At 35.6% G+C, this 16,133-nt stretch carries 14 protein-coding genes; 13 read left to right on the top strand and 1 reads right to left on the bottom strand.

The features are described 5' to 3' along the window. The first annotated feature begins 83 nt into the window (after positions 1-83). From RWM19_RS03895 to RWM19_RS03950, 12 genes are all read left to right on the top strand, one after another. Entirely contained in the window at positions 84-1,241 is a 1,158-nt protein-coding gene (locus RWM19_RS03895) for a homoserine dehydrogenase (RefSeq protein WP_313983929.1), read from the top strand. Continuing rightward, entirely contained in the window at positions 1,228-2,565 is a 1,338-nt protein-coding gene (locus RWM19_RS03900) for an aspartate kinase (protein WP_313983932.1), read from the top strand. Before RWM19_RS03895 ends, RWM19_RS03900 begins: the two co-directional genes overlap by 14 nt. Beyond that, complete coding sequence (locus tag RWM19_RS03905) at positions 2,562-3,548, top strand: aspartate-semialdehyde dehydrogenase (RefSeq protein WP_313983935.1); 987 nt, start codon at positions 2,562-2,564, stop codon at positions 3,546-3,548. The genes RWM19_RS03900 and RWM19_RS03905 overlap by 4 nt, the downstream gene beginning before the upstream one ends. 68 nt (positions 3,549-3,616) lie before the next feature. Continuing rightward, positions 3,617-4,129 carry a hypothetical protein gene (locus RWM19_RS03910; RefSeq protein WP_313983939.1) on the top strand — a complete coding sequence of 171 codons (513 nt, stop codon included), beginning with the start codon at positions 3,617-3,619 and terminating at the stop codon, positions 4,127-4,129. 186 nt (positions 4,130-4,315) lie between these two features. Beyond that, positions 4,316-5,143 (top strand): energy-coupling factor transporter ATPase, encoded by an 828-nt coding sequence (locus RWM19_RS03915; protein ID WP_313983942.1) that lies wholly within the window; start codon positions 4,316-4,318, stop codon positions 5,141-5,143. Beyond that, complete coding sequence (locus RWM19_RS03920; RefSeq protein WP_313983945.1) at positions 5,119-5,979, top strand: energy-coupling factor transporter ATPase; 861 nt, start codon at positions 5,119-5,121, stop codon at positions 5,977-5,979. Before RWM19_RS03915 ends, RWM19_RS03920 begins: the two co-directional genes overlap by 25 nt. Beyond that, positions 5,972-6,772 (top strand): energy-coupling factor transporter transmembrane component T, encoded by an 801-nt coding sequence (locus RWM19_RS03925; RefSeq protein ID WP_313983948.1) that lies wholly within the window; start codon positions 5,972-5,974, stop codon positions 6,770-6,772. Before RWM19_RS03920 ends, RWM19_RS03925 begins: the two co-directional genes overlap by 8 nt. Continuing rightward, positions 6,769-7,854, top strand: a complete 1,086-nt coding sequence (gene truA, locus RWM19_RS03930) for a tRNA pseudouridine(38-40) synthase TruA (RefSeq protein ID WP_313983951.1) — start codon at positions 6,769-6,771, stop codon at positions 7,852-7,854. The genes RWM19_RS03925 and truA overlap by 4 nt, the downstream gene beginning before the upstream one ends. A 92-nt stretch (positions 7,855-7,946) precedes the next feature. Further along, the gene (gene rplM, locus RWM19_RS03935) at positions 7,947-8,381 is read left to right on the top strand and encodes a 50S ribosomal protein L13 (RefSeq protein ID WP_006526830.1); all 435 of its coding nucleotides are present in this window, start codon (positions 7,947-7,949) and stop codon (positions 8,379-8,381) included. Between the two features lie 15 nt (positions 8,382-8,396). Next, on the top strand, positions 8,397-8,798 hold the full coding sequence (gene rpsI, locus RWM19_RS03940; protein ID WP_294019859.1) for a 30S ribosomal protein S9: 402 nt from the start codon (positions 8,397-8,399) through the stop codon (positions 8,796-8,798). Positions 8,799-9,752: 954 nt separating this feature from the next. Beyond that, on the top strand, positions 9,753-12,242 hold the full coding sequence (locus tag RWM19_RS03945) for a reverse transcriptase domain-containing protein (protein ID WP_313983957.1): 2,490 nt from the start codon (positions 9,753-9,755) through the stop codon (positions 12,240-12,242). After that, entirely contained in the window at positions 12,239-14,788 is a 2,550-nt protein-coding gene (locus tag RWM19_RS03950) for a hypothetical protein (RefSeq protein ID WP_313983961.1), read from the top strand. Before RWM19_RS03945 ends, RWM19_RS03950 begins: the two co-directional genes overlap by 4 nt. A gap of 231 nt (positions 14,789-15,019) precedes the next feature. Here RWM19_RS03950 and RWM19_RS03955 read toward each other — a convergent pair whose 3' ends face one another. Next, positions 15,020-15,421, bottom strand: a complete 402-nt coding sequence (locus tag RWM19_RS03955; RefSeq protein ID WP_313983968.1) for a VanZ family protein — start codon at positions 15,419-15,421, stop codon at positions 15,020-15,022. Between the two features lie 170 nt (positions 15,422-15,591). Between RWM19_RS03955 and RWM19_RS03960 the strand changes: the two genes are divergently transcribed. After that, the coding region (locus tag RWM19_RS03960; protein ID WP_313983965.1) for a glycosyltransferase family 2 protein at positions 15,592-16,133 on the top strand (542 nt) is incomplete at its 3' end.

Genomic DNA, 16,133 nt, shown 5'->3' on the forward strand with positions numbered 1-16,133 from the left:
TCCTTCTTGTTTCAAATATAGAAAAATGATACACTGTTTGTGTTTTAAATACAAGTGTATCTATTTTAGAAACAGAGGTTCATATGAAAATTGGATTATTGGGACATGGAACTGTAGGTTCTGGTGTTAGAAAGATTATTGATGAAAAGAATACGAAAGAAGTCTCGCAACTGGAGATTTCTAAGATATTGGTTCGCTATGAAAAGGATATTACGGATGAACGTATGACAGTGGATATCCATGACATTGTGGAAGATCCTGATATTGATGTAGTAGTGGAATGTATCGGTGGTGATGAGCCGGCATTTAGTTATGTTCAAGCGGCGTTATTCAATGGAAAGCATGTTGTGACAAGCAATAAGAAGATGTTGGTGAATCATTTGGGAGAACTATTAGAAACCGCACGTACACGCGGTGTTAGTTTAAAGTATGAGGCTGCGTGTGGTGGTGGAATCCCATGGATGAGTAATTTAGATCGGACAAAACGTATCGATGATATTGAAAGCTTCCGTGGTATCTTTAATGGGACCACAAACTACATCTTAAGTAAGATGAGTGATGAGGGATCGGAGTTTGCGGTAGCCTTAAAGGAAGCACAGGATTGTGGATATGCGGAATTTGATCCATCAGATGATATTGATGGCATGGATACAGCGTACAAAGTCGTACTATCAAGTTGTAAGGGGTTTGGTGTACTTACAAGCATTCAAGATATTGATATCTATGGGATTCGTTATATTAGTGCTAGAGATATTGCGTATGCATGCACGCATGGTTATGTGTGCAAATTAATCGGTACTGGTATAAAGTCTAATGATAGTGTTAGTGCTACAGTTATCCCAACCTTTATTCCAAAAGAGAACCTTTTTGCGACAATACCGGCAAACTTCAACGCAATCGAAAGTGATTCAAGAACACTTGGAAAGATGACTTATGTTGGTCAAGGCGCAGGTTCTTATCCAACAGCACATGCGGTTGTACAGGATTTGATTGATTTACTCTATAAGCAAGATATAGCAGTCTTAAGAGATGAGAGTATTCATGTTGACAATACGAGTCGTGTATCCTCATTCTATGTTCGTTCAATCAATCTTGATGATATCCAAGATATGATTGAAGAAAGAATTGATGAAGATACATGCATTACAAAGAAGATATCATTTGTAGAACTGGCTTCTTTGATTGGAAAATTAGAAGATGGTACAGTATTTGTGGCGGAGGTAATGCATGATTGTAAGTAAGTTTGGTGGCTCCTCAGTAGCTAGTAAAGAACAATTTGAAAAAGTGAAGCGCATTGTGGATGCGAATACAAATCGTAAGTTTATTGTCGTAAGTGCGTGTGGTAAAGAAAATCGTGATGATTATAAAGTGACAGATTTACTTTATCTTTTACATGCACATATTAACTATGGTGTATCCTACGAAACAATTTTTAATCTTGTAAAAGAGAAATATCAACGTATCTGTGATTCACTTGCGTTAAAGATTGATTTAGAAAAAGAATTCGCAAGTGTCAAAGAGATGTTGGATACACATGCGCCAGTTGATTACATTGTTTCACGTGGGGAGTATTTAACTGCTAGATGCATGGCTGAATATTTAGGCGCAAAGTTTTTAGATGCAAAAGATGTAATTGCGTTTAAGTATAATGGAGATTTTGACTTTGAGAAGATTAAACAGAATCTAGATAAACTAGTGGATATGAATCAGAAGTATGTTATTCCTGGTTTCTATGGGGCTTTGCCAAATGGACAAATTAAAGTGATGAGTCGTGGGGGTAGTGATATTACTGGTTCAATATTGGCAAATATCGTTGATGCGGAAGTTTATGAAAACTGGACTGATGTGTCTGGAATATTGGTAGCTGATCCTCGTATTATCGATAACCCACAACAAATTCCAGTAATTACGTATAGTGAACTACGTGGGATGAGCTATATGGGTGCTAATGTACTTCATGATGATGCGATTTTCCCAGTCCGTGAAAAGAATATTCCAATTCATATCTTGAATACAAATGATCCAGAGAATCCTGGAACGTTCATTCAAGATGATTGTGAAGAGTATGATAAAGCCAATGGTACTTCAACGGTTACAGGCATTACGGGTCGAAGAGATTACGCTTCCTTTACCGTTGTAAAGAGTCATAGTTCTACAGAGGTTGGCTTTTTACGAAGATTATTATTCATCTTTGAGGAGTACCATATTTCTATCGAGAGTGTACCGATTACGGTTGATACATTTACGGTCATTGTACAAAAGGGCGCAATCGAACAATGTAAGTATGAGATTCTTGCGAAAATCAAGAAGGAATTAGAACCGGATGAACTGATGCTGGAAGAAGATTTAGCGATGGTAGCCATCGTTGGAAGAGGTATGAAACAAGTGCCAGGTGCTTCAGGGCAGTTATTAAGTGAATTTGGTAATCATAAGATCAATATTAAAGTAATCAATCAGAGTGCAGATGAATTATCTGTGGTGGTAGGTGTATCAAATCATGACTTCCACAATGCGATTCGCTGTATCTATGAACGTTTTATTCAAGAAGAGAGGGAACATGCATGAAAATTGGAATTTTAGGTGCAACAGGCGCAGTTGGAAGACAAATGCTAGAATGCATCGAAGAACAAAACCTTGCGGTAGATGAATTGCGTTTATTTTCCAGCCCAAGATCGGATGGACGCGTATTATCGTTTCATGGCGAAGGAATCACGGTACAGGTTGTAGATGAGAATTCTTTTGAAGGATTAGATTATGTATTGGGCGCAGTATCCAATGCATTAACGAAGGAATATTTACCTTTGATTCAAAAGGCAAATGCAGTGCTGATTGATAATTCTAGTGCTTTTCGTTTACAGGATGATGTGCCATTAGTGGTTCCAGAGATTAACGGGGATGACGCGCTTCATCATCATGGCATTATTTCAAATCCAAACTGTTCTACGATTATTGCGTTGATGGCAATTGCACCAATTCATCGCTTATCCAAAATCAAGCATGTAAATGCGACAACTTTCCAAGCTGTCAGTGGTGCAGGTGTTGAAGGGATGCGTGAATTACGTCAGCAGATTATAGAACTTGATAAAGGGGAAGAAGTTCATCCAAATGTCTTCCCAGCACAGATTGCGTATAACTGTATCGCCCAGATTGGATCATACCTAGAGGATGGTTATACAACAGAAGAAGCGAAGATGCACAATGAGGGTCGTAAGATCATGCATGCGGAGGATATGCAGGTAAACTGCACTTGTGTACGTGTACCGGTGTATCGTTCTCATTCCATTTCTTTGACAGTGGAAACAGAACAAGAAGTTTCATTAGATGCAATTCGTCAAGCAATTAAAAACTTCCCAGGTGTACAACTGATTGAAGACCATGTACCTACGCCGATTGAGACATCTAATCAAGATGTTGTCTACGTGGGTCGTGTCCGTAAAGATACAAGTCGAGCAAATAGTATTAGTCTTTGGTGTTGTGGAGATCAAATTCGTAAAGGTGCTGCCTCAAATGCGGTTAGTATCATGACTTATTTAGAACAAAAACGCTGAGGTTTCTGTTAGGGTATTTTAGTGAGATGTGCTAAAATATGGCATAGAGAGACAGAGAGGAGACAACTATGTTTAATAGACTATTTGGTGCTCTTGCGGTGGCTGTCGGAATTGGTGCAGTCGTTGCAGTAAAACTTTTAAAGGATCAGAAAGAAACAGAAAATAAAGAAGAAGACGATGATAATGAAGTGCGTTTTATAACTCTTTCAGATGGAGATGGTGTAGCACAACCTACTTATGACGCAAGTGATCGTTCTGTTGAAGTACAGGAAGTATGTGGTGTATATCCATATCTCAATCCTGACTTCGTAGAAGAATTGTTAACAGAAGCAGCTTCTTTAAATGGTATGTTTGAACCAGATACACTCGTTACGATTCATCACTACGTATCATTCGATAGCGAAAAGAACTTCGAAGCATTCGCAGACATTATGACAGCGGCAGGCTATGAGTGTTCTCAAGAGGGTATCACAAAGAAATTATTTGTAGAGGATGGTGCAATTATCAGCGATATCTTAAATGTCGCAAATCAAGCGGCTGTATTAAATGGCAGTTACCAAAACTACTCTATTCAAAAGTAGTTTTAACACGTTTTCATAAGTATAAAGTTGGAGTGAAAGCTTCAACTTTTTATACGATTGTAAGAAATTCGTAGAAAACAACGAGATTTAGGTCTGTAGTTTGAGTGTAAGTGAAAAAGAATGATATAATATGCACGCTTTGTAAGGATACAAAAGCCGCGTAAGAAGTACAGGAGATAAGAGCACATGGGGATTATTGAAGTAAAAAATCTCAGTTTTGCATATGATGAAAGTGCGAAGACAATTGATGAAGTTTCTTTCTCGATTGAGGAAGGAACCTATACAACAATTATCGGACACAATGGTAGTGGGAAATCCACAATCGCAAAGTTGATTGCGGGTCTTTTAGAAAAGGCTTCCGGTTCTATCATGGTGGATGGCATGGAATTAAATGTAGAAAACTTAAACAAGATTCGTTCTAATATCGGTATTGTTTTCCAGAACCCAGACAACCAGTTTATTGGTTCCACGGTGAGAGATGATATCGCTTTTGGACTTGAAAACCATTGTGTTCCACAAGAAGATATGGACCAGATCATCGAAGAAAACGCAGCTTTAGTCGGCATGACAAAGTATCTGAACCAAGAACCTACACGATTAAGTGGTGGTCAGAAACAGCGTGTTGCGATTGCGGGTGTTCTTGCGATGAAACCAAAGATTCTCATCTTTGATGAAGCAACATCCATGTTAGATCCACAAGGGAAAGATGAAATTAAACGTGTAATTACTGAACTACACGGTGAAAGTAAATTAACGATTCTCTCCATCACACATGACATTGATGAAGTTGCTAAGAGTGATTATGTCATTGCGATGGATGGTGGTCATGTGGCAATCACAGGGACACCAAAAGAAGTCTTTAAAGACCCAGAGAAGTTAAAGAAGATGAAGCTCGATATCCCTTTTAGCTTAAAGTTGAGTGAGGAATTGCAGGCATGTGGTCTGCATGTTTCATCACATATTACACAGGAAGGACTGGTGGAAGAATTATGCCAATTACATTCGAGCATGTAAAACATGTCTATAGCACCGGTACACCTTACCAATACGATGCTTTACAGGATATCAACCTCAATATTACAGAAAATAAAATTACAGCGATTATTGGTCAGACAGGGTCTGGTAAAAGTACATTGATTCAACATTTAAACGCGTTACTATTACCAACCGAAGGAACAATTCATATTCTTGATCGTACGATTAGCGCAAAGGAGACACCAAAGAAACTCAAATCTCTGCGTGGGGATGTAGGTCTTGTCTTCCAGTTTCCTGAATACCAGTTATTTGAGGAAACTGTGCTCAAGGATGTTGCGTTTGGTCCAAAGAACTTTGGATGTACGGAAGAAGTAGCCATTAAGAAGGCCAAAGATGCGCTTAAGTTAGTTGGGCTAGGGATAGAAAACTATGAAAAGAGCCCATTAGAATTATCCGGTGGACAAAAGAGAAGAACAGCGATTGCGGGTATTTTAGCGATGGATCCAAAGGTCATTGTCTTGGATGAGCCAACGGCAGGACTTGATCCAATCGGTACAGTACAGATGATGGAGTTGTTCTATGCATTAAATCGTAAATATAACAAGACGGTGCTGATTGTATCGCATGATATGGAACAGGTATATAAATATTGTGATGAGGTGGTTGTAGTGGAAGATGGAAAGATTCGCTTCCACGATAGTACGAAGAAGTTTTTTGATAACCCTGAACTTTGTCGCAGTATGAATATCTTACCGCCAGCATTCATTCAGATGAAAGATAGCTTACGCAAGAGTGGATTTGAAATTCCGGATGAAATCAACGATATTCATTCGCTTGCAAAAGAAATAGTAAGGCAGGTGAAGAAACATGGGTAATTTTACACTTGGACGTTATCTGCCATTAGATTCACCAGTGCATAAGATGGATCCACGCGCAAAAATCATAGCGATGTTGGTGATGTTAATAGCGGTGTTTATTCCAGCAGGCTGGATTGGATATGGAGTTATCTTTGTTGTAGCTGCTAGTACAATCCTGATTTCAAAGTTGAGTTTTGGCTTTATTTGGAAATCAATGAAGCCGATGTTAATGATGTTATTCTTCTTATTAATCATCAATGCATTTGTGATGAAGACAGGAAAACCATTAGTAGCACTCGGTAGTTTTGTTATCTATAGTGATGCAGTATTTCAAACACTCTATATCGCGATTCGACTGATGTTGATGATTATGATCACAACCTGTCTAACCGCCACAACCAAACCTTTGGATATGACTTTGGGTATTGAAGATTTATTAATGCCTTTAAAGAGATTCCATGTGCCTGCACATGAGATTGCGATGTTAATTAGTATTGCGCTACGTTTTATTCCAGACTTAATTGAAGAAACACAACGTATTATGAAAGCACAACAATCGCGTGGTGTTGATATGAAGGAAGGGAAACTGATGGAGAGAGTCATGGCAATTCTTTCTCTGATTGTCCCGCTATTTGTATCTGCTTTACAACGTGCAGAAGATCTTGCGAATGCTATGGAGGCTAGAGGTTATGCACCAGGAGAAAAGCGTACACGTTATAAAGTCTTAAAGATGGCAAAGCGTGATTACTTCTTATTACTCGGCGCCTTTACAACTCTAATCGTGATGATTGGATTGGCGATTCTATTATGATGCGCTATAAATGTGTCGTATCTTATGTCGGAAGAAATTACTCCGGATGGCAATCACAGCGTAAGGGGGATTCTATTCAGGAAATCCTAGAAGCAGTGATTGAGCGAATTACACAGGAAAAGGTCAATGTGATTGGTTCTGGTAGAACGGATGCAGGGGTAAACGCAAGAGCACAGGTATTCATGTTTGATACAAAACGAGAGATGCCAACACGTAAATGGATGGGTGCAATCAATGCTTTCTTGCCAGATGATATTCATATCATGTCGGTAGAAGAAGAGGATGCTTGTTTCCATGCAAGATATAACGTACGATTCAAACAGTATAACTATCGTATCAATCATGGACCATACAATGTATTTACAAGGGATACAGCTTTCCAATGTCCAATTCATTTGGATGTAGAAAAGATGAGAGAAGGTATCCATTATCTTGTTGGAACACATGATTTTACATCCTTGAATTCCAGTTCACTAGAAGAATATCCAGATCAAGTAAGAACAGTAAGTTCCATTACATTAACGGAAGAGGATGGTGTGATTACATTAGCCTTTGTAGGGAAAGGATTCTTACGTTACATGGTTCGTATGATGGCTTCTGTGTTAATTGAAGTTGGTAAGCACAAGTACGAGCCATCACATATCCAAGAGATTCTAGATGCGAAGCGTAAAAGCTTCCCACACAAAAATAGCCCTGCTGAAGGACTGACATTGGAATATGTTGATTACTTTAAAACATTAGCACTACATGAAACAGGTATGGTTCGTGAGTTTTTAAAGGGGGATGATGTCTCCTGTACAAACCGAGAACTAGCTGCTCTAGAGCAAGCAATCAAAGAGAATGCTAGTCATCAATTCTATGCGATGACTACAAGGCATAGTCAAGAATTGTTGGGATATTATGAAATCAACCAAGGGCAAGCTAGCATCCATATTCTTGAAGAAGAACGTGGCATCCCACTAGCAAATATCCTTCTTCCACAACTTGAAGAACGCTTACACAAGCAAGCAAACTTCACGCCAATTCTCGTCTATACAAAAAGTGGAAGAATTGTATCAAATTCAGTCGAAGAATCGAAATAATCTAATTGACTTGTGGGGTATCAACGGCTAAAATGGTAAATGGCACTTCATGCCAATGTAGCCCCGGAAACTACATATGGAGGAAAGTAAAAATGCGTCAAACAACTATGTTAAAGCCAAGTGAAGTTGTTCGTCAGTGGTATATCGTTGATGGAACAGACTGCACATTAGGACGTCTAGCTACTCAGGTAGCAACATTATTAAGAGGCAAGCACAAGCCTGCCTACACACCACACGTTGACTGTGGAGATTATGTAATCGTAATCAATGCAGACAAGATTAAGATCAGTGGTGACCAGGATGCAAAGAAGTTCTACTATAGTCATTCTATGTATCCAGGAGGACTTCGTACAAGAAGTACAAAGGTTATGCGTGAAAACTACACTGTTGAATGGGTTGAAAAAGCCATCAAGGGTATGTTACCACATAACAAATTGGGTGATGTACAACGTAAGCATGTATTTGTTTACACTGGTGCTGAACACCCACACGCAGCTCAGAAGCCTGTTGAGCTGAAGGTAAAGTAAGGAGGATAAGACAAGATGGCAACTAAGAAAAAAGTAACTTATGTTGGAACAGGACGCCGTAAGCAGTCCGTTGCTCGTGTCTTTATGACTCCGGGTACAGGTGTTGTAACAGTTAATGGTCGTACTTTAGAAGAATACCTACCACAAGCAACATTACGTATGGTAGTTAATTCACCATTAGTACTCACAGAAACTAAGGAACAGTTCGATATCAAGATCAACGTAGCAGGTGGCGGTTATACTGGCCAGGCTGGTGCAATGCGTCATGGTATTGCTAGAGCTCTTCTAGAAGCTTCTGCTGATTACAGACCAGTATTAAAGAAGGCTGGTTTCCTAACACGTGATTCCCGTGAGAAGGAAAGAAAGAAGTACGGTTTAAAGGGTGCTCGTCGCGCTCCACAGTTCTCCAAGCGTTAATTTGCTGGATTGGACAGTACAACAAACAAAGAAACACTTTGCATATATTTGCAGGGTGTTTTTTCTGTTAGAAAATATTCTGTTTTGAACGAGTTGTTCTAAGAAATCGTGATTGTAATTCATAGATACAAAACTACAATACCTAGAGAAATCATTTATAATTCTGATAAGGAAGGTTGCTTTCCAGAATGCACTGATAACAAATATCTTTTAAGGCGTACGAAATGCCAAACGCATAAGATGTTAGAAAACTAGATTTATTCAAATTTTTGAGGAAAAAACCTAAATCAACAATACCATCAGAAGAAATTGAGGGATTAAGATTTACAATTTATTATCTATCAAAATATAGTGGTGGATATGCTAGGTTGGTTGTTAGCCTAAGCAAATCTATTAGAAGGAAACAAAGTGGCTATCGAAATACTAAAAAATCAGGTTAAATAGCGTCATGCCGGAAATAAACTAATTTTCAAGTGTTGATATGATGTCGATGAAGGTCTCTTAGGGGCAACAATAGAGATGGATTGGTAGATTAGGGGTGAAATACAGTTATAGTAAATAAAGTCATTAGAAATATATTTAAAGATTAACTATGTATTTTAATATTTCTAGATATATAGGAAATGAGTTCTATAAACATTGAGAAGTGACAGGATCTTTAGCTAAGTTACAATTCTACTTTCAAAAGCCTCATCATCCGTGGCACTATGGGTACAATAAAAATGCTATTTGGATTCTTAGAAAATATTTTCTAAGGGGGGGAATAGTAACGACATATCTCAAGAATATGTATCTAGATATTCGATAAACTGAATAAAATAAAAAAATATTAGAATATAAAATACCGGATGAAATCTATTATTCAACTACATTGCATTTAAATTGAAAATTCAGGTATTATAAAAAGTGGTGAAATGTCTAGTGGCTGTATTATAAAAGGATGAGATGACGTTTATGAATAAATCGAAAGAATTACAGCGTAAAATAGCAAAAAAACTATATGAGTTATTTGTTGTAAATCGAAATGCAATGGCGATACAACTTGCGGATGGAAACTATGTAACTAAGTATACAAAAATTACGGAAAATGATATTTTGTGCATGCTAGTTGAGGGTAAAGCCATTGGAAGCTATCAGCAATTGTATAAAAGTCCATATCTCAAATGGATATGCTTTGATTTTGATTGTAAGGATAAAGATAAGCCAAATATTGGTAAACTATACGCTAGTTGTACTAAGCCCTTGAATGAGTACTTAGATGAACATGGTATATCTTATGTTAATGAATTTTCAGGGCGTAGGGGTATTCATACTTGGATTCTGTTTAGTAACTATGTGAAAAAAGAAGATGCTTATAATCTAATTCAGTCAATAAAAAAAAGTGTAGGCTGGAATTATGATAATACTGAATTTGGGTTAGATGAATTTCCATCTACGTTTAGCAGTAAGGGAAACGTAGTTGGCAAGCAAGTCAAGATTCCACTTTCAAGGCATAAAAAAGGTGGAAATTCATATTTATTTAAAGGAGATTATCGACTTGAAAAAGTTAACGATTCTTTCTATGAAAAACAGTTAAATATTCTTTATTCTGTAAAACAGAATAATTTTGAAGAGATTTCTGTAAAATTAGATTTGAATATTAAGAACAGTATATCTCAGTTTGTGAGAACATATTCGATTGGTGAAGTTGAGTGTGATGCTGATGCGGTAATCAATTGTTTATCAAAAACAGAGGTATATAGAGCCTTACTAGATAGGGTTATGCATGGAGAAGCATTACTTAAAGATTGGCTGGTAATGCTCGGGACTCTTGGCAAGTTGGGGGATGGATATAGATTACTTAAAGATATTTTTAAATATTGTCCTACTTTTTCAGAAGAAGAGACAAATGATAAGATAGAAAAATATGGAAAAAAATACTTTCCAGCGACTTTTGCATATCTTTATAATCTGTATGATTTAGATATGGAAGATTGGATTAATCCAACGGAAACAGGACTACAATTTTTAATAAGAGATCTTGAACTGGATTTGAGCGTCGTGGAATGGAATCAGAATGAGACGTCAGTTCTTAGCGATAGTATGTACACAGTTGAAAAAGAAAAGCGATATTTGTTCTCAAATGATGAAGTACCGGTTGTATCAATTTGGGATGATTTAAATCATATGACAGTGTACGATACCAATAAGATAAATGATATTGTTAACAATATTAAAAGTGGGAAGAATTTGGATATTATTCCAATAGGATTTATGCGCTTTGCACGTATTGAGAGTGAAGAGAAGGAAAGAACTATGGTTTCGCTATCGGCCTATGATAGAGTTTTGACCTCACATATTGCATTAAATGCATTTTATCGAATGAATCGGTCATTAAAATCATATAGTTATAATCCTAACTATATATCCAGCGATGAAATGTTTTATCATTGGTATACTTCTTGGAGTAATTATTTATCGCAGATTAGAAAATATATTGAAGTAGATTTATATTCATGCATGCATGTTTTAACAATAGATATAAAACACTTTTATGATAGTATAGACTTTTTAGGTGTTTATAATTTGTTAAAGGATAATTTGTCTGAAGAGGAAAACAACCTTTTTATGGCCCTTATAAAGTATAATGAGCAATTAATGTCAGAGATGAACGACAAGCGAATTGGTGTTCCTCAAGGACCGGCATATGCACGATTAATTGCTGAGATCTTTCTTGGTACATTAATAGATAAGGCAATATCTGAGTTTGGACCGGATAGAAATAATATATTTTTGTATAGATATGTGGATGATATCATTGTTTTCCATGATGATTCGGTAGATAGCCTTCAAATTAATGAAAAATTGGAAAGTGTATTTAGCCGTCATGGGTTAAGCATTAATAAAGATAAAAGCAAAATTTATGGTGAAATAGGAAAGTTGACTGAAAAACAAAAAGCGGAATTATTAAGAAGTGATCAGTTTCAGTATGGATTGAGAATTTCGGAGTATTCTTATTTGACGGAAAATCAATATGTAAGGGATAAAGTGAATTTCTTAATTCGAAAAAAGGGAAGTTTTAATGCGGGAGATATCAGCTTTTTCTTTTCAAGATATGCGGATGAGCGTGCAAAAAAAATTTATTTTTCGCAGTTTTCCCGACAAATTTTTGGTTGCATTTATGGAAGGGGTAGTGGATATCAGTTATTCTATAGATTCATATTTGGGAATGCTGATATTTTAGAAGCATGCCTAGAAAGCGGATTATTTAATTTAGTGCCATATAATACCATTAATTTTTCATGCCTTTTGGCTACTATGTTTTATACACTTAAAGAGGATACGTTATATCCTTCTATTAAGCGCAAAATAATCGATAGATATTTGAAGACTATTGTTGTAGAAGATATCAAGGAAGGAGAAGACAAAAGTATTATTCTATCTTTGTCAAAACTAGAAATATGAATATCAAACTAGCAATTGAGACCTATTTAAAAGACTTGGCATTGTCTAATAGAAAAGATCTGATTAAGGATATTTTCCTTTTTTTGGAAAAAGAAATAAAAACAGAGAATGCGACAGGTAATGAAGAAAGAATAGCAACGCTATTTTTCCGAGCAGTTGAATCCTTGAATCAAAATACAATGCCAGAAGATGATATTAAAAAAGCGATTTTAAATGCGTTTGAGAATATCAGGACTATAGAAAATAATACACATAATAATGGGGAATTGATGTGTATCTATTTATTGAACCTTTTGTATTCTAAAGAGGATGTTTTGGAAGGAATTCCACAAAATGATTTTGTGTTTTTACTAGATAACCTTGAGAAAATTCGTTGCATTTTTAAAATTTCTGATGTTAATAACAATCTTGTTTTCCCAATTGGTAGATTCTTGTTTAGGTTAATTAATTGCGATAATTTGTATGCTGAAATAGAAAAAGCTAGTTCAGTGCAAGCATTAATGCTTGCACTTCAAGTGTTTGATAAAGCACAATATCCACAGGAATTAAAAGATATTGAAAACATGATTGATGGAAAAAACTTAAAATTTATTGAGTACTTATATCATAAATGTATTCGTCTGGGAGATGATGATTGGAAAAAAAACTACGAGAAAAATGGTTTGTTAGTTCTTTATGATACTAAAGTGAAGAAGGTGCTCATTAGAAATAATAAGTCTTCATATTTTAGTTCTAAATATGATACAAGCAATTATAAGTTAAGCAATGTTACCGCAGAAACAAACGCTAACGGTGAGGCAATAGCTTATTTTGTAGAGTACTCGTTCGATGAATATGGTTTCGTTGATTTGGCTAAGGAATTTTCTGTTGAAAACAATATAGATCGTATAGCTCAGATTTTAGATATTATATATTATTATAGAAACTATAATATTATATTTGAATCCGCTTTGCATGACCGCCAAGGTAAGATTTATCCTACTAATCCATTTGGAGAGAATGATCCATATGTCGTTGATGAGGGCATGGCTCATAAGGATGGTAAGAGTTATATAAGTGATAAATTATTTAAATATGGATTGTTAAAAATATCAGGGTCAGGTTTGAAATATATTAATCTCGGGGCTGTTGTGAAATTGGATGAAATCAATGCTATTCAATTTAAAGATTTTAAAATAGGTGAGAAATCAGATTTGAATAATATCATTGATTGTTGGTTAGATTTTTGTGATGACAAGCAAAAATGTTTTGATGCTTTTTTCAAAGATTACGGAGATCAAATAAGCTATATATTTGATTCAGATGCACTTTATGAGAAAAAATATAAAGGTGAATATTTAATTCCGGGGATACTTTCTGAAGAACTGTTAAAAAAACTTGAATTAGATGAAAAGCTTTTTATGTATAAGCTTGATCAGTGTAACCTGAAAATTGATTATCTTCAGGAGAAAAACATAATTACAGATTCATCACATGTAAAGCTGAATGATTTTATAATCGAGGATATATCCGGTGAAGATGTAAATATTTTTGAAGGTAATTTCTTTGCGTTGATAAATGATGCTGAAAAGAAAATTTATGTTGGTTCTCAGGTAAACTATTTTTATTTGGTAATTGAAAAGATAAAAAAAATTAAACAAGGGGCACTGAGTGAAGCTGATATAACTATAATTAGTGAATCTGATGTCAAGAGTATTTCAAAACAAATGTTATGCTTTAAAGATGCTTTTGAGAATATTCATCCTAGAATCCCTATTGAATCAGTAGCGAGATATCGACTTATCAATCATATGATGTTCTTGAAGCCGTCAAAAGCTGATATAAAAAATTGGTTGTCATTGATAAAAAAACATGAGATTGAAGACTTTTCTGTTGTGAAAAAAAGGTGTCCAATAGGAGAAACAGCAGGTGTTTTATATGTACCAAAGGATCGTTCACGTGCACAAAGTACGCTGAAGCATATAAATAATCGATATTTTAATAATCCGATAGAAAGAAATCTTGTTGATATATATGATCAGACTATAGAAAAAATAGGAAATAATTACTATACTGGCGGAAAGGAAATTAAAAAAGTCGTATTACTTTTTGATAATATTCAAAATGGTAAAAGCACAAAAGAAACGATTGATAAATATATAAATGATAAAGAGTGTACTACATCTGATACAAGTATGGTATTTGTGTGCAATGGAAATGTTATTGCTCTTTCAGAAATTTTGAATTCAAATAGATGCAAAATTGAAATATTCTCAATCTATGCCGCAGACACAGGAATAAGAAATGTGAAAAATTATGTAAAAGAACAATATCCTAACATGTCTATTAAGGTATTAGATCCAATTAGGAAACTTACATCTGTAGTAAATAAAACAGATATTGAGTTAATCAATAAGCTTTATCCTGGAAAACTTGCCGGAGGAATTCGTGAAAATCAATATTTAGTAGTTAGAGAGTACAATCAGCCTAAGTTAAATATTATGTGCGATAAACTTTTAGAAATAGAACGTGTTGTAGCAATCTTTTGTAAGAGGAAAGAATTGTGATAATGATGCTAAAGAATAGCATTAAGAAAGCCCATAATGCAAAATGATTAGGGGGTGTGTTTCTCTTGCTTTAAACTAGCTTAAGTGGAATCGGTCGGCGGTATTGTTAAACACCGCTCTAAAATCAGTAATGGGTTTTGAATAGTAAAAGAGGATAACTATCGACTGCTTGTGATGGCAGCCTGAAATAGTCATCCTTTTATGTGCGAGTGATTGATAATCGCTTCGCTATTATTTAGAACTTGTTTTTCGTAGATATAGTTGATAGAGATATACACCAAGACAAGTACCGATGGTATTGGTGATAACATCACTCACGTCGCTAACGCGATCAAACGAGAGTAGTGGTTGTAGGACTTCAATACTAATACTTGAGAAAAGTCCGATGAGAATGACCTGCCATGGTGTGAATTTTGTATTTTGTCGAATTAAAAAGCCAAATGGTATAAACAATGATATATTTAATAATGACTCAGTTAAATAATCTCCACGTTGTAACTGCCAGTCAATAAACGGATAGAAGTTTGTCTCAGATGAGAAACCATTGAATATATTTGGTATATGGATGATGATGGGCATGAGTGTTAACATCATCATGACGCAAATATACAGATATAGTGCGGTATACCAAATGAATTTCTTTCTTGATAGCTGTTTCCATCTTGGTAAAAAGACAAAATAATATAGACATCCTAGAGTGATGAAATCCGGTAACATGGGTAGAATTTTAATATGCATAGAAATTATATTAACACACATGATAGAAAGTATGTCAAAATGATTATTGTGTGGACGGAGGTCAAATGAAATTTCTTGAACAGTTTACATTAATCACAGATATTATCTTTGGGCTGATGATTTTGTTATATCTATATCAGATTGTTTATATTGCGGTTAGTATGTTTAAGCGCAAGGTTCCAAAGTTACCTGATGCAAAGAAGAATCATCGTTACGCAATTTTCATCTCTGCGAGAAATGAAAAAGGTGTCATTGGAGAATTGTTAGATAGTTTACGCAATCAGACCTATCCAGATGAAATGTATGATATGTATGTTGTGGCGGATAACTGTACGGATGAAACTGCTGAAGTTGCTCGTCAGCATGGTGCCATCGTATTTGAACGTTTCAATCAAGAAGAGGTTGGTAAGGGTTATGCACTAAACTTTCTTTATCACAATGTGATTGAACGCAAGGGCGAAGATTACTATGAAGCTTTCATGGTATTTGATGCGGATAATATCATCGATAAGAATTTCTTGCGTGAGGTTAATAAGACATTTGATACAGGTGAGTTTGATGCGATGACGACGTATCGTAATTCTAAGAACTTTGATGAAAACTGGTT

This window comes from uncultured Solobacterium sp. (assembly GCF_963517755.1).
GTDB lineage: Bacteria > Bacillota_I > Bacilli_A > Erysipelotrichales > Erysipelotrichaceae > Bulleidia.